General features: G+C 37.6%; 21 protein-coding genes. 4 read left to right on the plus strand and 17 right to left on the minus strand.

Going from position 1 to position 21,305, the window contains the following annotated elements:
- Nucleotides 1-268: 268 nt before the first annotated feature.
- The 3 genes from A9178_RS01055 to A9178_RS01065 all read right to left on the minus strand — a co-directional run bounded on the left by A9178_RS01055 (nt 269) and on the right by A9178_RS01065 (nt 3,169).
- Nucleotides 269-1,531, minus strand: a complete 1,263-nt coding sequence (locus A9178_RS01055; protein WP_068672068.1) for a glycosyl hydrolase family 18 protein — start codon at nt 1,529-1,531, stop codon at nt 269-271.
- 174 nt (nt 1,532-1,705) lie between these two features.
- Nucleotides 1,706-2,431 (minus strand): 3-ketoacyl-ACP reductase, encoded by a 726-nt coding sequence (locus tag A9178_RS01060; protein ID WP_068672069.1) that lies wholly within the window; start codon nt 2,429-2,431, stop codon nt 1,706-1,708.
- 120 nt (nt 2,432-2,551) lie between these two features.
- Entirely contained in the window at nt 2,552-3,169 is a 618-nt protein-coding gene (locus A9178_RS01065; protein WP_231889770.1) for a TetR/AcrR family transcriptional regulator, read from the minus strand.
- 166 nt (nt 3,170-3,335) lie between these two features.
- On the opposite strand from A9178_RS01065, the gene kynU reads away from it, so the two are divergent.
- Genes kynU through kynB form a run of 4 tightly spaced genes read left to right on the plus strand, consistent with a single transcriptional unit; the run spans nt 3,336 to nt 7,538 of the window.
- Nucleotides 3,336-4,622 carry a kynureninase gene (gene kynU / locus A9178_RS01070; protein ID WP_068672070.1) on the plus strand — a complete coding sequence of 429 codons (1,287 nt, stop codon included), beginning with the start codon at nt 3,336-3,338 and terminating at the stop codon, nt 4,620-4,622.
- 57 nt (nt 4,623-4,679) lie between these two features.
- Nucleotides 4,680-5,513, plus strand: a complete 834-nt coding sequence (kynA, locus tag A9178_RS01075; RefSeq protein WP_068672071.1) for a tryptophan 2,3-dioxygenase — start codon at nt 4,680-4,682, stop codon at nt 5,511-5,513.
- Nucleotides 5,514-5,546: 33 nt separating this feature from the next.
- Nucleotides 5,547-6,884 carry a sodium-dependent transporter gene (locus tag A9178_RS01080; RefSeq protein WP_068672072.1) on the plus strand — a complete coding sequence of 446 codons (1,338 nt, stop codon included), beginning with the start codon at nt 5,547-5,549 and terminating at the stop codon, nt 6,882-6,884.
- Between the two features lie 27 nt (nt 6,885-6,911).
- The gene (kynB, locus tag A9178_RS01085) at nt 6,912-7,538 is read left to right on the plus strand and encodes an arylformamidase (RefSeq protein WP_068672073.1); all 627 of its coding nucleotides are present in this window, start codon (nt 6,912-6,914) and stop codon (nt 7,536-7,538) included.
- Nucleotides 7,539-7,658: 120 nt separating this feature from the next.
- Here the strand turns inward: kynB and A9178_RS01090 are convergent, their stop codons facing one another.
- The 14 genes from A9178_RS01090 to A9178_RS01155 form a co-directional block, all read right to left on the minus strand.
- Nucleotides 7,659-9,080: an amino acid permease gene (locus A9178_RS01090; protein ID WP_068672074.1), complete on the minus strand. Its 1,422-nt coding sequence runs from the start codon at nt 9,078-9,080 to the stop codon at nt 7,659-7,661.
- Between the two features lie 129 nt (nt 9,081-9,209).
- Complete coding sequence (locus A9178_RS01095; RefSeq protein ID WP_068672075.1) at nt 9,210-10,130, minus strand: VOC family protein; 921 nt, start codon at nt 10,128-10,130, stop codon at nt 9,210-9,212.
- Nucleotides 10,131-10,256: 126 nt separating this feature from the next.
- A complete protein-coding gene (locus A9178_RS01100; RefSeq protein ID WP_068672076.1) occupies nt 10,257-11,045 on the minus strand; it encodes a 2-keto-4-pentenoate hydratase in 789 nt (262 codons plus the stop codon).
- A 38-nt stretch (nt 11,046-11,083) separates the two neighbouring features.
- Complete coding sequence (locus tag A9178_RS01105) at nt 11,084-11,863, minus strand: 2-keto-4-pentenoate hydratase (protein ID WP_068672077.1); 780 nt, start codon at nt 11,861-11,863, stop codon at nt 11,084-11,086.
- Between the two features lie 125 nt (nt 11,864-11,988).
- Nucleotides 11,989-13,458 (minus strand): aldehyde dehydrogenase, encoded by a 1,470-nt coding sequence (locus A9178_RS01110; protein ID WP_068672078.1) that lies wholly within the window; start codon nt 13,456-13,458, stop codon nt 11,989-11,991.
- Between the two features lie 11 nt (nt 13,459-13,469).
- Nucleotides 13,470-13,919, minus strand: a complete 450-nt coding sequence (locus tag A9178_RS01115) for a RidA family protein (RefSeq protein WP_068672079.1) — start codon at nt 13,917-13,919, stop codon at nt 13,470-13,472.
- Nucleotides 13,916-14,926: an amidohydrolase family protein gene (locus A9178_RS01120; protein ID WP_068672080.1), complete on the minus strand. Its 1,011-nt coding sequence runs from the start codon at nt 14,924-14,926 to the stop codon at nt 13,916-13,918. The genes A9178_RS01115 and A9178_RS01120 overlap by 4 nt, the downstream gene beginning before the upstream one ends.
- Entirely contained in the window at nt 14,923-15,453 is a 531-nt protein-coding gene (locus A9178_RS01125) for a 3-hydroxyanthranilate 3,4-dioxygenase (protein WP_068672081.1), read from the minus strand. Before A9178_RS01125 ends, A9178_RS01120 begins: the two co-directional genes overlap by 4 nt.
- A gap of 20 nt (nt 15,454-15,473) precedes the next feature.
- A complete protein-coding gene (locus tag A9178_RS01130; RefSeq protein WP_068672082.1) occupies nt 15,474-15,995 on the minus strand; it encodes an adenylyltransferase/cytidyltransferase family protein in 522 nt (173 codons plus the stop codon).
- Nucleotides 15,996-16,038: 43 nt separating this feature from the next.
- Nucleotides 16,039-17,523, minus strand: coding sequence for a 4-hydroxyphenylacetate 3-hydroxylase family protein (locus A9178_RS01135; RefSeq protein ID WP_068672083.1), 1,485 nt, complete (start codon nt 17,521-17,523; stop codon nt 16,039-16,041).
- A 19-nt stretch (nt 17,524-17,542) separates the two neighbouring features.
- Nucleotides 17,543-18,025, minus strand: coding sequence for a flavin reductase family protein (locus tag A9178_RS01140; protein ID WP_068672084.1), 483 nt, complete (start codon nt 18,023-18,025; stop codon nt 17,543-17,545).
- Nucleotides 18,026-18,278: 253 nt separating this feature from the next.
- Nucleotides 18,279-18,641 carry a RidA family protein gene (locus A9178_RS01145; RefSeq protein WP_068672085.1) on the minus strand — a complete coding sequence of 121 codons (363 nt, stop codon included), beginning with the start codon at nt 18,639-18,641 and terminating at the stop codon, nt 18,279-18,281.
- Nucleotides 18,642-18,683: 42 nt separating this feature from the next.
- Nucleotides 18,684-19,475, minus strand: a complete 792-nt coding sequence (locus A9178_RS01150; protein WP_068672086.1) for a cyclase family protein — start codon at nt 19,473-19,475, stop codon at nt 18,684-18,686.
- Nucleotides 19,476-19,742: 267 nt separating this feature from the next.
- Nucleotides 19,743-21,239: an aldehyde dehydrogenase family protein gene (locus A9178_RS01155; protein ID WP_068672087.1), complete on the minus strand. Its 1,497-nt coding sequence runs from the start codon at nt 21,237-21,239 to the stop codon at nt 19,743-19,745.
- Nucleotides 21,240-21,305: the final 66 nt, after the last annotated feature.

Below are 21,305 nucleotides of genomic sequence, written 5' to 3' on the forward strand. Positions count from 1 at the left end.
GTATTCCTACTTATAATAAACCTTTAACAAAAAATTACCAAACCGTTCAATTTACTAATTCTGTTTAAATTATGTATACAGTTTGTATTGTATGAAAAAATACACCCTTATACTTAAAATTCCTTAAGATTATTTGAAATTACTTCCATTCCTAATTTATTTAAGCCTAACATCCTTGCATATCTTTCCCTAAAAAAAAAAGTGAAATCTGGGCCCTAACTCCAGATTTCACTTTGTTCTTTATAATAACAGGACAGTTGTTCAAGGGTTACGTAACCCTTCTAATATTAAAAAACTTTCTTAGGAGCCAAACACCTTCTGGAAACTGTAGGCCAATTTGCCATGCTCCAATTCCGAGAAGTCCATATTCGGTAACTAATTCCATCTTACTAGCCATACTGCGAGAATCCTCAAACCACACAACATGACTTTGACCAAGTTGATCAATGTAATAAAAATAAGGGGACTGATCGCTTTCAGAATACTGAATAGGAGTACCTTGGGTTGTGGCAATTTGAATGGCGCTTTGATTAGAAACTGCTCTAGCAAGCGTTCCCGGCTTATACGGCAAAATCCAGTCGTACCCATAAAGTGGGACGCCGAGAATAATTTTTCTACTGTTCATTTTTTCTAAAGCATATTCTATTGTTCTCCTCACATCGTTAATTGGTGCAACTGGTCCAGGTTCGCTACCTCTGTGATGCCAATCATAAGCCATAATAAAAATGATGTCTACCACAGAGCCAATACCTCCATAGTCATACCCTCTTAACCATGGAATGTTATCGTTTGTTTTCGGAGGAACAGCAACTGTAAGTAAGAAGCCCTCGGAACCTAAGCGATTTTTAAGCTCACTTAAAAAAGTAGAAAACATGTCACGGTCTTGAGCCATAATTCCTTCAAAGTCGATATTTACACCCGCATAGCCCTTCATTGAAACGAGATTATAAATGTTGTTAATTAAATTTTGTCTTACAGTAGGATTATTTAATACTTGACTAGCTAATATAGGGCTAAAGCCGGCCGATGTTAAATTGGTAATCGTTGCTAACGGAGCTGTATGACGAACCCATGCCGTTTCTATTGCTTTAAGATCATCTATTTGACTAAGAGATCCGTCAATAGAAATATGATATTCAAAAAATGAATAGTACGTGGAATATGGAGCAAAATCATGAATGATTGCTTCGTCATGATTCGTACCTGTGATGTAGTTATAACTAAAAGTAGAAGCTGTATATGTTGGATGATCAGGAATGACCACTTCCATTCCTGGTCGCAATTGATTTGGATCTACCCCCGGATTTGACTCTTTTAACCTATCTAAAGGAACATAAGCCATCTTGGCAATACTGTATAAACTATCTCCTGGTTGAACAGTGTAAATAGTTTTATTGATTAATAAAGCTTGACCCGGTACAATATTCGGTGAAATCAAACCATTAACAAGCCTAAGCATATCCACGGATACATGATATTTTTGACTAATTCTATATAAAGAATCCCCAGGTTTTACTGAATAAACAAACATTCTTATACCTCTCTTTCATCGCTGAGAAGTTTTGTATAGCCTAAAGATTATTGAACCCATTAATCACTATATGGGAATTCACTAGATACGTGAAAAAAGAAAACTACCTTAACTAAAAAACAGAAGTACCTGATTTTACTGGTACCCCTGTCGTTTGAATGAGTTTATATTCAATTAAAACGGATTGGTTGCTATTAAGCTTGCTGTCTTCACATAAATACGTGGATGTAATTTTAATTGAGAAACGATGAATTCTGCTATGTCTTCTGGCTGCATATATTTTTCATCATTATTATCTTTTATCAGATTCAAATTCTCCGCAAGTTCTGTTGCAACTGTACTTGGAGTTAAGGCAGTCACACGAATATTATTTCTTCGTACCTCTTGTGCCAATGATTCCGTTAATCCAATTAATCCAAATTTAGAAGCACTATATGCACTTGCCGTAGCTGCCCCACCTAACCCATTTGTAGATGAGATATTGATAATGTCTCCACTGTTTTTTTCTATTAATTGAGGAAGTACTGCTCTTGTTACATAATAGGTTCCCATTAAATTAACATCAATCGTTCTCTTCCACTCTTCTGGATCCATTTCTAAAAGTGTTTCAAATTTCCCAATTCCCGCATTATTAATCAAAATATCAGCATTTCCTAATTCGGAAGTAACGTTCTGAACTGCTTGCTCTACTTCCTTTTGTGATGAAACATCAACCGCTGCATAAGCCGCTTTTGATCCTATGCTTTCGATTTCACTTGCCACTTTCTTTAAGTTAGCCTCTGTTCGTGCAAGTAAACCTATATGTACCCCTTCATTTGCTAGGGCTAGTGCAGCTGCCTTGCCAATTCCTTTACCAGCACCGGTTATAAATGCAACTTTACCATTCAATGATTGTACCAATATAAACAACTCCAATTCCTATAGTTTCTATCTTATTATGGAAAATACACCTAATATTATGCGCTTCTATCCTTAATTTTCAAACCACTCTCGTGCAATTCCAATTATAAGGTCCTATTATTAATTCATATATAATCCACCAGTATATAATTTTGTTAAGGCATTCGCAATATTCTCGACTGAATCATTTATTCGATTGGTGACAAGGTCCCACATGAGCTGCTCATTCATATAAAACCAACCTTTTGCTATGAGTGAAGCGTCCATTTCTCTTTTGGCCAACCCCTTCTGTTGGACGGTGGTAATGTCCCGAGTTATTCCTGCGACAAACCGGTTACGGATTATGTTCCATTTTTCTCTAACAGTAGATGAAATTCCTATTGCTTCTTCTATAACAGCCATGATTTGTTTTTCTTCTACCGCTGCAATTAAAAATTTCTCCACCTGGTTATGAATTAATGAGTAAGCCTCCTCCCTCGTTTCTGGAGAAAACGGAAGATTAGCAACCTCATACATTTTTTCCATCACATGGTCTATTAAATGAATAAAAAGTTCATCCTTATTTTTAAAATACACATATGCTGTGCCGTAACCGGTACGGGCTTGTTTATTAATCTGAGTCATTGTTGTTTTCTGAAATCCATTTCTTATAAATAAACATTTTCCAGAGGTTAGTAATCTCTCTCTTGTTTCCATTGCTTGCCGCTGACGCTTGGTTAAGTTATTCAATTGATCCAATTTGCTTTGCCCTCCAGTTTAATTAGAAAATTCAGATGAATTTATTATAACAAAGAAGTGCTCTACCTACATTCCGATTTTTATTCGTTGACATTATGTCATTGACAATGTATCAGAAGTGGATTATTATAAGATTATTCAGAATATATTATAGGCGGTGGTCTGTTTGGGTAAAACAAATGTAGATACATCAATTGAGTTTGCACGTCAGCTTGATAAAGAAGATGAGTTAAGCGTTTATCAACATGAATTCTATCGTCAATCAGATACGATTTATATGGATGGCAATTCCTTGGGTCTTTTGTCAAGACGGGCTGAAAATTCCTTGTTTTATATGTTAGACAGTTGGAAAACTCAGGGGATTGATGGATGGACAAATGGGAAACATCCTTGGTTTTATTTATCAGAAAAGTTAGGAGAACAGAGTACCTATCTTGTTGGAGCTAAAAAAGAAGAAGTAATCATAACCGGATCAACAACAATAAATCTCCATCAACTCCTGGCAACATTTTATAAACCAAATGGAAAACGGACAAAAATCTTAGCAGATGAATTGAATTTCCCTTCCGATATTTATGCAATTAAAAGTCATCTAAAATTACGGGGCTTCAATCCTGAGGAACATCTTATTCTCGTAAAATCAAGAGATGGACATACGTTAGTTGAAGAAGATATTATCGATTCGATGACAGATGAAGTCGCATTGGCTGTTTTCCCAAGTGTGATCTATCGAAGCGGACAATTGCTTGATATGAAGCGTATTACGGAAAAAGCACATCAGTTTGGAATTTTAGTAGGCTTTGATTTATGTCATTCGATTGGAGCAATTCCGCATTCATTGGATAAATGGGATGTTGATTTTGCGTTTTGGTGTACGTATAAATATGTAAATGGTGGCCCTGGTTCCCCTGCAGGAATCTATGTTAATGAAAAACATTTGCCAAAAGCTCCTGGTCTTGGTGGCTGGTTTGGCTCTGATAAAACAAAGCAGTTTGATATGGATTTAACGATGAATCCTTCTGAGACCGCTGGAGCACTCCAAATTGGAACACCCCATGTTTTAAGTGCTGCGCCATTACTTGGTTCATTGGAAATGTTTCAAGAAATAGGAATCGGAAAAATACGTTCCAAATCTCTTAAACTAACGGAATATATGATGGCATTAATCGATAAAACTTTAATTGAATATGGATTCACTATAGCAAATCCAAAAGAAGACTATAGAAGAGGTGGACATATCTATTTGGAACATCCTGAAGCAGCCCGAATTTGTAAGACATTGAAACAAGAAAATATTATCCCAGATTTCCGTCCACCGTCTGGAATACGCTTAGCCCCTGCTGCACTTTATAATACGTTTGAAGATGTATGGCACGTTGTTCAAGTTTTAAATAAAATTATGAAGGAAGAAAGCTATAAGAAATTTGAAAACAAGCGTGAAGTTGTGTCTTAAGGGTTAACAATAGGTTACATTGTATGCGCATACATTTAGAGGAGGGATTAGAATATAATGACTAACTATACGAGGGAAGAAAAAGGCATTCATACGGATTTCCGAAATAATATGACGTATGCCGATTATTTGCAGTTGGATGGCTTACTATCCAGTCAAAAACCCATTTCCAGCCATCATGATGAGCCGTTATTTATCATAATTCACCAAGTTCAAGAACTATGGATGAAACTAACTTTACACGAATTGAGAGCAGCTACAGTTGCTATTGATAATGGAGACATTCAACCCGCGTTTAAAATGCTTGCACGTGTTACCCGAATACAGTATCAGTTAATTCAAGCATGGGAAGTACTATCCACGCTAACACCAGCAGAATATCTAGAGTTTCGCGATATACTTGGAAATGCATCAGGGTTTCAGTCCTATCAATATCGATTGTTAGAATTTGCTCTTGGTTATAAGAAAGATGCTATTTTAAAAATTTATAAGAAGGATCAGAAAATATACGATATGTTACAAAAAGCTTTTTATCAACCAAGTATTTATGATGTCGCCATTAGAGCCTTAGACAGAGCGGGATTCGATATTCATTCTCAAGTTTTAAATCGAGATTACTCTAAGACATATGAAGCAGAAGCTAGTGTAAAGAATGCATGGAAAAAAGTATATGAAAATGCTTCAGATAACTGGGAACTATATCAATTGGCGGAAAAACTTGTTGACTTAGAAGATGCATTGTCACAGTGGCGGTTTCGTCATATGAAGACTGTGGAAAGAATTATTGGCCATAAAGTTGGTACTGGCGGATCATCAGGTGTAGGCTATCTGAAAAACGTACTAGATCATCGGTTCTTCCCAGAGTTATGGGATGTTCGAACAGAATTTTAGTGCCTCTATCATCTATTTAAAAGGAGGATATAGATGAACAATAATCAGTGGTCATCTAAATTTGGGTTCATTATGTCGTCTGCAGGAGCAGCAATTGGCTTAGGTGCGATTTGGAAATTCCCGTATGTGACTGGCACAAGTGGTGGTGGTGCCTTCTTCCTTATTTTTGTTATTTTTACGGTATTAATTGGCTTTCCACTATTAATCTCTGAATATATTATTGGGCGTGGATCTGGAAAGGAAGCCATTAGTGCCTATAAAAAACTTGCTCCAGACGGTTTTTGGGTATGGATTGGAAGATTTGGTGTTTTAGGCTGTTTTTTGCTGCTCTCTTTTTATAGCGTTGTCGGTGGTTGGGTGTTGATTTACAGTGGGCTATCCATTTTTGGAGCGATAATTGGGGATGGAGTAAATTACCCAGAGTTATTCGGGATGGTAACTGGCACACCATGGATTACGTTTCTAGGCCTTGCTATTTTCACTCTAATTAATATTGCGGTTATTGCGTTAGGAGTCCAAAAAGGAATTGAGAAGGTAAATAAATATTTAATGCCTCTATTATTTATCTTTTTCATTATTCTAGTTGTTCGAGCAGTAACTTTAGAAGGTGCGATGAAGGGAATCCGTTTTTTCTTAGCGCCTGATTTTACCAATATTACTTCCGAGTCCATCCTTTATGCCCTTGGTCAGTCGTTTTTCGCCTTAGCAGTTGGGTTTTCGTGTATGGTGACCTATAGTTCTTATTTGAAAAAGGATATTAGCCTTTCCTTCTCTGCAGGATGGGTTGTTACAATGAATATCATCGTTTCTTTCTTGGCGGGGATTGCCATCTTTCCTGTTGTGTTTGCATTTGGATATGAACCAGCAGAGGGACCGGGGCTTTTGTTTATGGTACTCCCTCAAGCATTTGCTCAAATGCCATTTGGAGAAGTGTTTCTTAGTCTATTTCTTCTATTATTTCTCTTTGCTACTTTAACATCATCATTTAGTTTATATGAAATTATTGTCGCTGCATTTACAGCAGATGGAAAAAGAGAAAGAAAAAGTGTTACAAGTTTAAGTGGACTGATTATTTTTATTGCCGCAATCCCTGCTGCCTTATCATCAAGTTTATTCCAAAATGTGCTGATTTTTGATAAAACAGTGTTTGATGCTACCGATTTCTTAGTTAGTAATCTTATGCTGCCACTTGGAAATTTATTGATCTCCATCTTTATCATTCATAGAATGGATCAAGCACTAGTCAAAGAAGAATTTCTACTCAGCAGCACCGTGAAACCAGAAATATACACGATATGGAGAAAATTAATGACATGGATTGTACCAGTCACCATTGTTATCGTGCTAATTAATACTTTAGGATTTATTTAAAATAGAAGTTAAAGCAGGTGATTAATAATGAAGAAGAAACAATGGATGGATATTTCGATGACGTTAACAAATGATATCGGAACATGGCCTGGAGATACCCCCTTTACCTATCAGCTAAGCTTTACAAAAGAACAGACAAAATCAGTAAATATTGGAGAAATCTCTACTAGTGTTCATACGGGTACCCATGTTGACGCTCCGTTTCATTATGATAATGCGGGGAAAAAGGTGCATGAGCTAGATATCTCCTTATTTGTTGGCACGACGACAGTTGTTGATGTTCGAGGTCATACGATGATCGGTCGAAAAGAGCTTGAAGGATTTGATCTGGATGGAGTCAGTCGCCTCTTACTTCGCTCATTGGACAGAAAAGATCAGCAGTTTCCAGAAAGTTTTCCTGTCTTACGAGAAGATATCGGTCCGTTTTTAAAGGAAAAAGGAATCCATTTAATTGGTACGGATTGCCCTTCCGTTGATCCTGTTGAAAGCAAGAGCTTAAGTGCCCATCATTCATTGCATCAGAACGGGGTATATATTTTAGAAAACTTAGTACTAAAACATGTGAATCCAGGTAAATATGAGTTAATTGCATTACCTCTATCCATTTATGGAGGAGATGCAAGTCCGGTTCGGGCAGTTATTAGAGAGCTTTAAATATTAAAAAACCTAACACATTCGCCCATTATATAGCAAATGTATTAGGTTTTTTATATTCTACTATTTTTATAACCTATGGTTGCCCATGGATAGTCCGTTCTCTCTTATTTGTTATTATTACATATCTTGGACTTCATTTTGGTCATCTATGTCTAAGTCTCGTTTTTGATTTATATTTTTCCAAATAAAATAAGCAATTGTTATAAATATGAGCCAAGGCACACCGACAATCAAAGTTGCTTTAAACTCTACAGAGAACCATGTGGAGACAACAACAGCCACTAGTAAAATAGCTCCCAAAATGGTTAAATATGGATAGCCAATCATTCGTACAGGCAACTTTTTATTTCCGGATTGTTTCCATTTTTTCCTGAAAAATAAATGGGTAATAAAAATCATAAACCAAGTAAACATTGCTCCAAAACTTGATATGGATACCATTGTGCCAAAAGCTGTTTCTGGAGCAATAATGGTAATAACTGTAGCAATAGCAATTCCAATAACAGATATAGCTAACGCTGTTGCTGGTACAGAATTTTTATTTAATTTCCCTAAGGCTTTTGGTGCAAATCCAGCACGAGATAACGAAAACATCATCCGTGTAGAAATATACAGTTGACTGTTCATGGCGGACAACGCGGCGACTAAAATAACAAAGTTCATCACACCTGCAGCTCCAGGGATACTTAGAATCTCCATTACTTTTACAAACGGACTCGTCTCTACACCAGCTGACCCCCAAGGTACGATTACTAGCATTAATGAAAGTGTTAAAATATAAAATAGAACAAGTCTTACAACTGCTGATTTTAAAGCAATTGGAACAGCTTTTTGAGGCTCTTTTGCTTCACCAGCGCTAACCGCTATCATTTCAATACTTAAATAACTAAACAAGGAAACGAAAATAGCAATCCACATTCCCCAAAACCCATTTGGAAAAAAACCTCCATCATTTGTATAGTTTTGAAAAGTAATTGCAGAAGAACTATCCGCACCAATGATTACATAAACAGCCAAAAGGATAAATCCTACAATTGCGATAATTTTTATTAATGACAACCAGTATTCAACGGTCCCAAACACATTGACGCTTGTAACATTGACGTATAATAATGCTGCTGAAAAAACAATAATCCAAACGAATCCAGGAACTGTCGGAAACCAATAACTCATATAAATCGCCACCGCTGTTACCTCTGTACCAATTGCCAGCACTAAACAGAACCAATAAGAATACCGAACTGCAAACCCTGCCCAAGGATTAATATAACTTTCTGCATAAGCCCCAAATGATCCCGATGTCGGGTGTGCAACAGTCATTTCCGCAAGACACCCCATTAACATTAATGCGATAAGAGCCCCTATTGCATAACTTAAAATAACGCTCGGTCCGGCTAATCCAATTGCTAATCCACTTCCTAAAAATAGACCTGTCCCTATTGCTCCACCTATGGCAATCATCGTTAACTGTCTCGTAGTTAAGCCCTGTTGCAATCCTTTTTCTCTTTCAATGATTTGTTGCACTTTGTTTTTTTCCAATTTTCGCCCCCCCAAACTGAATTGGATTTTAATTTGCTTGCTGCAAGTATTTGATAATTACTATCACCTCCTATAAACAACTTAAGTGTAAGCGATATTTTTAATCTAAATAATTATTAAATTACCATCTTAGTTCGTGATGTTCTGAAATTTTTTTAAGGCATGTTCAAATAAGGTTTTTTCATAAGCTGTCCCCCATGCCACATTATCAGCCCAATATCTAGGTTTCAAAGGGAATTCCTCATGCCATGGTCGCGGATTGAAATAGCCGAGTCCAGGAATTAACTGATCCATGTCTATAAATAATTCAACTAAATTACCATCTGGATCATGATGATAAGCTGCGATATTATGACCAGCTGTGTGTCTAGTCGGTCCCCAAACAACGGGGATGTTGTTTTTGGCTAGGATATCCAAGCTTCTGTATTGATGGCTGGCATCTCTAAGTTCAAAGGCCAGGTGATATAAATTAGGGGATCCAATGTATTTCCCGAGGCTTGAAATATTAAGTACATGATGATCGGTATTACATGTTAAGAAATTGGCCCTCTCGCCAATTTTATCCGTGTAATCAAACTTAAGAATATTTTGATAAAACTTTGCTGACTTTATAGAATCCATCGACCCTAATGCTAAATGTCCCAATTTATTTGGGGCAATTCCATGTTCTTTAAAACGCGGTGCAGGCATTTCCATATTTGTATATAGATGTATAATAAAACCATCGGGATCTTTTAACTCTAGCAATTCCGAAATACCTGGCCTGGCATCGGATTTAAGTTCAACCGAAATACCTTGTTTTTGTAATTCTTTTTTAGCATCTTGAAGCAATACATCGCTATCTAATTGAAAACCGATGCATCGTAAATTACTTTCATTAGAAGGGATTAAAACCATATTATGATGGTCAAGCCCTGTACTTAAATATCTTTTACCATCATCCCCTTCCTCTACTAATGAAAGCCCCATCACCTCGGTGTAATAATGTTCCATTGCCTCGATATCCTTTGCAGCAAAATCAGCATAGCCCAGTTTACTAGGTTTTATCATAATAAAAGTCCCCTTTTTATCATTTTTCTAGAAAGCAAGGCATTCGCTATTAGGCTTTAGCGAATGCCTTGCGCGACTGTTGTTTTTCTTAAGTCCAAAAACGAGGCCGCCTAAAACAGATTGGATTCAATCAGTGCATGATATGGAAACTGTGCCAAGATTATCAAAGTCAACCACCACTTTATCTCCAGCTTCAAGAGAAATTGCTTCGGAAATCGCACCACTTAAAACAATATCCCCTTTTTTGAACCCTTTATCTCTTTTTCCAAGAAGATTCGCAGCCCATGCCATTGCTTTTAATGGGTGCCCTAATACCGCTGCACTTGAACCAGTCTGTTCCACTTTTCCATTTTTGGACATGACCATTCCGATGTTACCTACATCAATAGAATGTGGAGACTGGAGATTACTACCTACTACAAATTTAGCTGAGGAGCAATTGTCAGCTACAACATCGACGAGAGTAAAACGAAAGTCTTTATATCGACTGTCGATAATTTCCAAGGCTGGAGCAACATATTTAGTTGCTTGTGAAATGTCCTCTTCCGTAATATTTTCTCCTTGGATATCTTCACTAATAAAAAATGCAATTTCAGGTTCAATTTTCGGATGAATCAATTCCGAGCAAGATAATGGCTCCCATTCATAAGCAAGCATATCTTTATGCAAATACCCATAGATGGGTTGCTTTACACCCATCATTTCCTGTTTTGCAGTACTAGTCAGCCCTAATTTCATGCCTATTGTTTTTGTATTGTTTTCTTTCAATCGCCTTTGTAATAAACCATCTTGCAATACGTATGCTTCCTCGATGGTAATTTCAGGGTATTCGTTTGTTATTTTACTGACTTCATGCGCATCCCTTTCAGCATAAAGTAGATATTCGATAATATCTTTGTTGTCGATTGTTTTCAATGTAACTGGCACACCTCCATTTTCTAATCTAATTAGTCCTATTTGAATAAAACACTTACTTTTCCAAGTACACCAAAATCAGCTACAATCTTGTCTCCTTTTGAAACAGGGACAGCAAAGGATAAAGCCCCGGGTAAAATTAACTCCCCCTTTTTTAAAACAATATCGAATTCAGAAAGCTTATTTGCAAGCCAAGCTATTGCTTCAGCCGGATGACCTAAAGCGGCTGATCCTGAACCTGTTGTAACAATTTCTTTATTTTTCATCAAAATCATTCCATTTGTACGTAAATTAATTTCATCTAAACTTTTCCTGTTTTGACCTATTACAACCTTGGCAGACGACCCGTTATCGGCAACAGTATCTACTAGCTCGATTTTCCAATCAGCTATCCTGCTATCAATAATTTCGATAGTAGGAACAACGTAATCAGTCGCCATAATAACATCTAAAAATGTAATATCCGGACCCCGCAAGTCCTCCTTTAGCACAAAGCCTATCTCGGCTTCTACTCTTGGTGCTATCATAGAATCCACGTTCACGGTATCACCGTTATTTACCTTCATATCCTCAAACAGATGACCATAATCTGGTTCATCGATATTTAACATTTGTTGCATTGCTTTATTCGTTAGACCAACTTTTTTTCCTATGACTCTTTTCCCTTGTTCTGTTTTTAATTTAACGCTCTCTAACTGAATTTGATAAGCATCCTGGACCGTGAGATTTTTATTACGGTCTGTAAGGGCTTTAATTTCTACTGCCATTTCTTCAGCTTGTATTAGTTCCCTTGCGTAATTAAAGAATTTTAACGTCATTTCAATATCTCACCTCCCTAGGAATTTACACACCAGTATGCGAACAATCTAGACACTTAAGAAAAATGTTTACTTATTTTAAATAAACGAAAAGGTGAACTGAGTCCACCTTTCCGAAACGTCCTTTACTTTTTGAATGTAATTGTTTTCGCCTCTGTATAAAAATCAAAACTATGTCTACCGCCTTCTCGACCAATTCCACTAGCCTTGGAGCCTCCAAAAGGGGTACGTAGATCACGGACATACCAGCAATTTACCCATAACAAGCCTGAATCAATCAAGGAAGTGACGCGATGCGCTCTTCTTAAATCGTTTGTCCAAACCACTCCAGCAAGGCCGTAAATCGAATCATTTGCTATTTCAATGGCTTCTTCTTCTGTTTTAAAAGGTATAATTACTGGAACAGGGCCGAAAATTTCTTCTTGAGCTACTCTCATTTTATTATCTACATCGTATAATACAGTTGGCATATAGAAATTTCCTTTTTCCAATCCTTTCACTTTTTCACCACCATACGCCAACTTAGCCCCATCTTCTATTCCAATCTGAACGTAGTTATCAACAGTTTCAAGATGACTCTTCGATACGAGTGCACCCATATCGGTATTCTCATCTGTCGGGTCTCCAACTTTAATTTTTTTAACAGATTCTACAAATTTATCTAAAAACGTATCATAGATACTCTCTTGAACTAGTATTCGAGATCCAGCTAAGCAAATCTCCCCTTGATTTCTAAAAACGGCATCGATGGATCCTTCCACAGCCTCATCTAAATCAGCATCTTCGAAAACGATATTTGCGGACTTTCCACCGAGTTCAAGTGAAACAGGGATAAGACTTTTAGCAGCATTTTGCATAACCGTCTTTCCTGTTGAAGATTCCCCAACGAATGACAAGCGACGAACAAGAGGATTCGTTGATAATTCAGTTCCAACTATGCTCCCAGGACCAGTAATGATATTCAAGACGCCAGGAGGCAATCCAGCTTCATTTGCGATTTCTCCTAATTTTATAGCGCTAAGCGGTGTATACGAGGCTGGCTTAACTACAACCGTATTTCCTGCAGCAAGTGCTGCTGAGGCCTTCCAAGTCAATTGCATAAAAGGAAGATTCCACGGTATGATAAGAGTCGTCACCCCAGCCGGAGCATATTGACTATAGGACATGAATTTACTCATGTCATAATGTTCTTGTACTACGTATTTAGCCATTTCTGCAAAAAAACGAAAATTAGATGCTGCTCTAGGAATATCAAATCCCCTACTCTCCTTGATTGGCTTTCCAACATCCAACGTTTCAATAAAACTTAGTTCTTCAACATTCTCTAAAATTAGGTCCGACATTTTACAAAGAATCTCCGACCTTTGTTCAACTGGCATATTACTCCAAACACCACTTTGAAATGCACGATGTGCAACTTCAATTGCTAACTTTGTATCCTTTTCATCCGCTTGGGCGATAGATGCTAGTTTCTCATTGGTTGCCGGATTGATAGAGTCGAATGTTTCGTTGGTATAAGAATCAATATATTCTCCATCTATAAATAATCTCGCATCCTTGATGTCAATTTTGTTCGTTACGACTTCTTTTGCCATCTATGTTCCTCCTAATCTTCTACTTCGATGATCATCTCTATTTCAATTGCTGTATTATTCGGTAATTGAGCCATGCCTACTGCTGAACGACCGTGCTTCCCTTTTTCATCAAACACTTTTCCAAGTAAATCAGACGCACCATTCGCTACCTTGGGCTGTTCTGTAAATTCTTGTGTAGAATTTACCATGACCAGGAGTTTGACAAACTGTTTAATCTTACTTAAATCACCTATTTCATTCTTTACAACTGAAAGGAGATTAAGCATCGACTGTTGCGCTGCTGCATACCCTTCTTCAGTTGTCAGTTCTTGGCCAAGCTTTCCGTGAAATTGATCCACTCCTTGCCCAGCTGTAAAAAGTAAGTTACCTGTGCGAATGCAACTGACATAATTACCTACAGTCGGTCTTAGGGAAGGCAATTCTAATCCAAGCTCCTGTAATTTTTCTTCAGGTGTCATCATTTTTGAACCACTTCCTTTATATCAACATTCAAGAACTCTAATGCATTCTTGCCTAATATGGCTTTTCTTTCTTCTTCCGTAAGTTCTGTCGTTTCATCTATCACTTTGCCAGGTACAATTTCCCTTAATAGGAAGGGATAGTCCGAACCCATGACTACTCTTTCGTGGCCAAAACGTTCAATTAAATACTTCAGGTTTTGCGGGTCGTAATTCAATGAATCAAAATAAAAGTTTTTTGTATAGTGGCTAGGTGGTTTACTTATTATTCGAAGATCCCGCCATACATTCCACCCCTGATCCAACCTTGGCAAGATGTATGGAAAAGAACCACCACCGTGAGCGAAACAAACTTTTAAGTTAGGAAATTTCTCTATGACAGCCCCATTAATCAAACTTGCTGCTGCAAGAGCAGTTTCACTTGGCATTCCTACCGTATACATAAAATTATGGCGTGGAAAACGCTCTCTTCCAAGAGTTTCCCAAGGATGGATAAACAATGGAACTTGCCATTCCTCTGCTTTCCTAAAGAAGTTTGTGAACTCTGGATCATCTAGATTTTTTCCATTTACATTCGTTCCGATTTCAATCCCTTTTAAACCTAGTTCCTTTACGCATCTTTCCATTTCACGTATGGACACATCTATATCTTGGAGTGGAACTGTTCCTAGTCCAATAAATCGATTCGGGTATTTTTTAACCGTCTCGGCGATGAAATCATTTTGAATTTTTGCCATTTCTTCTGCTTCTTTAGGATTCGCCCAATAAGAAAATGTTACTGGGATAGGTGACAACACTTGAATGTCGACACCTTCTCTATCCATATCTTCAATTCGTTTTTCAGGGCTCCATACTTGATTGGTCACTTCACGGAAGACTTTTCCTTCGACCATTATATTTGCTCCGCAAGAACACGTTTTTTCTAAAGTAGGCCAACGACCGCCACCAAACTTCTCTACGAAATTTGGAATATCTTCGGGTATGATGTGTGTATGAAAGTCTACTCTCATTTCCACAACCCTACTTCTTCTGGCATGACATTTCCGCACTGATCGCAAGACCTTAAATCTTCACTAGAATTGAATTCATTTATAGCTGCCTTCAACTGTGTTCCGATATCCGTTAGTTGTAACGTTACGCGATGCATTTCGTGATTACATTTATCGCAGAACCAAACCATATGCTCTTCCTCTCCATTACGAGGCTCTTCTATGACCATTCCAATTGTATCGGCAACTCGATGTGGAGAATGAGGTACATTAGCTGGTAATAGGAAGACTTCCCCTTCTTTAACAGTGATAACTTCTCTTTCACCAGCATCGTTAATGATTTCTACGTAACAATCGCCCTTAATTTGATAGAAAAACTCTTCTGCAGGACTAATATGGAAATCGCGTCGTCTATTCGGTCCTCCAACCATCATGACAATCATATTTGAACCAGGAAACATTTCCTTATTATTAACCGGCGGCTGTAGTTGATCTTTATTCTCCTCAATCCAACTTAGTAAACTATTTGCTTTAAATTCTCTTCCCATTATCCATACCTCCATTTATTTTATTTAAGGAGAGGAATAGCCTGCTCCAGCTTCCCGTTAGAAATCAATTCCCGTATGCGGGTTGACGAAATTCTTTGTCCTTTTGAACAACATACTGGGTTTAACGTTTCAACTTGAAAATGCTCTCTAAGCAGCTTAATATCCCCTGTTCTCTTATGCCCAAACCTAAAATCTTCCCCAACAATAATGTTAAACGGTTTCAACAGAGCTAATTCATCGATAAAGGAATCAGCTGTCCTGTTTATATATTCAGAATTAAAGGTCGCAATAACCACATGATCAATTCCAAGTTTACTTAGTTTAATCATTTTATCTTCATAGGTTGATAATATTTGTACCTGTTGAAAATAAGCTCTAGGTGGTGGGTCAAATGTGTACACAACACTTGGCACACCAAATATTTCAGCCTGTTCAACCAACCGTTCTATTACTTTTTGATGGCCTTTATGGACACCATCAAAAGCACCGATTGTAATGACTGAACCATTTAAATTGAGTGTTTGGGAACAATGCGTTTTCACTATTCCTACTCCTTTATCACGAATTTTTAACTATATTAATCTGTTAAGCTTTCGATTTACTTCCCTTTGCCATTTCAAGCCCTTCTTTTAGTGCCCTATCTACTCGAGGATAAGAAGGGTTCTTACGCTTATGCGCTTTGTAGAACATTCCCATCTTTCTAACCGGGTCTCCTGAGTAATAACGTTCATACTGAACAAGCCTTTGCCCAAAAGCTTCACCACAGAGGTCCCAAGCTAGTTTAAACAAGCGTACTCTTCTTTCCGAAGACACATCTGTTCTTCCTACATAATATCGATTCATTTCCTCTGAAATAGCAGGATTATTGAAGTCTGCCTCAGTTGGAGACATTAATAAACCACCGGCTCCAATTGTCTGCAATATTTGAATTGCTCTAGGATATGCATGTGGCAGTATTCCACGAATCGTCTCAAGCGGAACCAAATTCGGCCTCAATTCACCAGTTTTCGTAACTTCATACTCTTTTTCTGCTATTCTTACTAATGCCCGAATCGTTTCGGCAGATTGGATTACTTCAGATAACTGATTCTGCACATTCAAGAATCCATCCACACCTATAGCATCAGCAATGGAGCAAGCAACATCTGATACAAAAGAGATTTTCGCAAGACCTCTTACCGCTGACTGGTGGGACGGCTGCTGGTTAATTCCGGTGCTCGGATAAAGCATGTTTCCAGCCTCTACATTTTGATTGATGAAAACCCGATCCCATGGAACAATTACATCATTAAATACTATGAGTGCATCTGATTCTTCAAATCGGGAAGCTAATGGATGATCCCACGTAGAACGTTCTCCTGACTGTGCTTGTTCACGACAATATAAACGAAGTCCTGGTGTATCAATCGGTAAAGCAAATGAAATCGCATATTTTTCATCTCCGGGACTGAAACCAGGATACGAATAAATAATAACTTCTTCGGTAATTGGCGCAAGTGTCGCCAACATTTTAGCCCCACGTACAACCAATCCTTCAGGTGTTTCTTTAACAACTCCCAAATGAGTAAATTCTTCTTGTTGACCATGAGATGATTGGCTACGGTCATTTTGTGGATTAACAATCGCGTGCGTCAAAAATAAATCATTATCTCTCACATATTTGTAATAATTGATGATGTTGTCTCCGTATTGTTCACCATATTTTCTAAAGAACCAATCATTCGCAGCCATTCCCGTAATTACTGTATTTAAAAAGTCTGGTGTTCTTCCCATCAATCCAAATGTTGACTCGGCCCAGATTTCAAACACGTTCCTTCTCATTTGTAAATGTTCTGGTTCTGTTGGATTTAAGAATGAATTGTTTACCCGTGTACCGTCCTCACTAATATGCGTGATTTTATCTTGGTATTCTGCATCATGCTGCATATCATATAGTTTCGCAATTTCTTTTACAGACTGCGCAAAATACGGGTGATCAACAACATTGTTGACTCTTTCTCCACCTAACCACACTTCCGGATTTTTACTTTTTATCGATTGGATATACTGATTTCCTGTTCTGATACTCATTAATAAGTCCCCCCTCTAATTAATTATTAACAACTGAATCATCTTGAGTATTTAAAAATTGCCCTTTAAAAAACAACAAACTATCTTTCTCGTCATAGGAGAAATCCTTTACTTTTCCTAAAAATAATACATGATCGCCGCCATCATATTGCTTCCAAGGGAAGCATTCAATTGTCCCAACTGTATGATCAAGTCTTGGACCAAGCTTGGAATCCTCTTTCCATTCAACTGCTAATCCCTCTTGTGGCTTGCCAGCAAACTGAAGGGCAAGTAATCTTTGTTTGCTTGATAAAATATTAATAATAAAAGGTCTGCCTTTCAGGTCATGGTACGCTTTCGTTTGTTTATCTATGGATATAAGCACAAGTGGAGGATCTAATGAAACAGATGTAAATGAATTGATGGTTATCCCTCTTCGATTGCCAGTATCATCATTCCACGTCACAACAGTAACGCCTGTGGCAAAATGACCTAAACAGTTCCTTAATTCTTTTGGATCCATTTTCCTAACTACCTCCATTCCTTTTCTTGTTATCTTCACTATATTGAAAACGCATTCAACACTCAATCTCGTAATCTCATAATGTGAAATGTCCAAAACTTTTTAATAATTAGTTTGTCTAATTTTAAAAAACACCACATTCTTTAAATCACAATGAAAAAGAAACAGTTTCCAATTTATTTCGGAAACTGTTTCTATCCTAGAATTTTCACAAGACTACATAACAACAATTGCTTCAATTTCAATCAAGAATTCAGGCAAGGCTAGACCAGTAACCCCAACAATTGTCTGAGCAGGTGGGGGATGCTTCCCCAAAGTATTTCGCTGTTGTCGCTCCGATGATTTCATATTCAGTAGGCCTTGTTGTGTAGACGGTTGTTTTTACGATATGATCCCAAGTTGCGCCCACTTCTTCTAAAGCATAGGAAAGGTTTTGATACACCATATCTGTCTGTTTAGCAAAATCACCGACATTCACGACGTTCATATTTTTATCCCAAGCTACTTGCCCTGATAAAAAGACTAACTTATTACCTTTAGGAATCGTAACATGGGAATACCCGATTGGATCATGTATTTCTTCAGGATTTATTATATCCCTATATTTACTCGTCATTTTCTACCTCCAAAGGTTTTTATTTAGAGTCAAAACTACATCTTATTTTTCAACTAAAGCTAGAACACGTACGGGACTTCCACTACCATTTTCTATTTTTAAAGGAGTAGCTATCAATATGGAACCTCTAGGTGGAAGCTTATCTAAGTTCGACAGGGAAGCAAGCCCATATCTATTAGCTTCATGCATAAAATGATGATTTGGAAAAGGCGTCTCAAATGAAGCAGCCATACCTGCATCGGTCCCCACTGTTTCAACCCCGACTCCTAAAATATCCCGTTCATAAGCTAAGAACTTTGCAGCTTCTACTGTTGTTCCTGGTGTATGCGGCTGTCCATCTTCCCCTACATTGAAAAATTTCTCATGGTCATCGCCATATTTAGCCCACCCACTATAAATGAGCACCCAGGAATGGCTTGGGATTTTTCCGTGTTTTTTTTCAAACGCTTCGATGTCTGCAATCGTCAAACAATAATCAGGATCTATTTCACACTTTTCTGTTATGTCAATGACGATTGCTTCCCCAATCAGTCTTTTAACTGGAATTTGATCGACAGGCTGATGATTTTTTCCTGTGACCCAGTGAACTGGCGCATCAAAATGCGTCCCACAATGCTCCCCCATCGTAAAATTATTCCAATAAAAGAAAGGACCATTCTCATCATATTTTGAGATTTGCTCGATTGAAAACCCCTTCGTATCAACAAACGGATCTGGTAAAGAAATTACTGGTGTTTCCTCATTAAGTACTTGCGTTAAGTCCACTACTTCAATAGAGTTATCAAGTATTTTCCCCATTAATTCTGTCAATGTTTTAGATTTTATCGTATCCATCGTTTTCCTCTCCTCAACCTTTTTTTAACCTTGTTGCAATGTTTATATACTGTTTAAATATTAATAATAATTAGATAATTATAGTTACAGAAACTTTCTGTATATCTAACATCGATCCACTAAGGCGTTACAACTTACATTATGAATACCTCTCAACTAATTGATAGTGTGATTTGTCCTATTTCTATTACGACTAGGAATAAAAGCTAGTACAACTAAACGATTGTACTAGCAATATTAAATTGTTTTTCACATTGTTCTGTACTTTTACAGAAAAGTTCCCAATGGTGGCCTCTTATACGCAGCCACAATTGTTTTCAACTGGCTATATTCATTTAGAGCTTGTTTACTGTATTCTCTACCAACTCCACTGTTCTTATATCCACCAAATGGAGCACCAGTTTGGAAGTTGAAGTAAGAGTTAATCCAAACACTTCCTGCCTCTAGTTTATTAGCAACAACAAATGCATTCTCCATGTTCTCTGTCATAATTCCTGCTGCTAAACCGTATTCTACATCGTTTGCCATTTTAATAACTTCTTCCACATTATTCCAACGGGTAATGGTAGCCGCTGGTCCAAAAATCTCTTCTTGAGCAATTCTCATATTAGGTTCCGCTTCGATAATCGTTGGTTCTATAAAGTATCCATGTTCGTGCCCTGGTACTGTTACCCGATTACCTCCGTAAAGAATTTTCGCTCCCTCTTCCCTAGCGATATCAAAGTAATTCAATACTTTTTCCCCTTGTTTCTCATTGATTAGAGAAGCTAACCTTGTTGAACGGTCAGTTGGTGGTCCAATTTTAATTTGCTTCGCACGTTCGATTAACTTTTCTGTGAATTCATCGTAAATATCATCATGAACTAGTAATCTAGTACCAAGAATACAACTTTCTCCATTAAAGAATGTATATCCAAGTGTTGCATTTTCCACCGCCGTATCGATATCTACATCAGGAAATACGATATGTGGTGCTTTACCACCTAATTCTAATGTGACAGGAAGGAGTCGTTCCCCTGCTGTTTTACCAACAAGGCGACCTACTGGTACACTACCGGTAAATGCAAGCTTATCAATATCAGGATGATCAATAAGTGCCTGACCCGCTTCATCACCTATACCTGGAACCATGTTTACAACGCCATTTGGTAAAATTTCAGAAATGATTTTTCCAAATTCCAATACAGAAATACATGCATCCTCAGCAGGTTTCAACACAAGTGTGTTGCCAGCTGCCAGTGCTGGTGCCAGCTTAAAGGAAGCCATAATCATTGGTACGTTCCAAGGAATAATTTGAGCACAAACACCAAGTGGTTCTTTCTTTGTGATAAGATAACCATTATCGACTGGACGGGATTCCCCTTCATAATGGGTAAGAATCGCTCCTGCAAAATAACGAAACTGGTTAATTGCCAATTTATAATCTAAATCAAACTCATGAATTGCTCTTCCAGTATCCATCGATTCAATTAATTTTAAGCGTTCTTGATTTTCGTCCAAAGCATCAGCAATCTTATTTAACAACATGGATCGTTCTTCAATAGGGGTTTCTGCCCACGCTGGAAAAGCTGCTCTCGCCGCTCCTACAGCTTTATCAATATCTTCTTTTCCACCTCGACCAATTTGAGCAAGTACTTCACCTGTAGAAGCATTCACTGCATTGATATAGCCATTAACTGGTTCTACCATTTCTCCATTGATCTGTGGACCATATTTCTTATCTAAATTTACTTCTGCTGTATTCCATTGACGAGTTGTTTCCATTACCTATCTCCTCCATTTTCATTAGATTTATAGATCGATGAACAAGATTTCTTTAACAAATGCTAT

It is taken from the genome of Oceanobacillus sp. Castelsardo (assembly GCF_001659985.1).
In the GTDB taxonomy this organism is placed as follows: Bacteria; Bacillota; Bacilli; order Bacillales; family Amphibacillaceae; genus Oceanobacillus.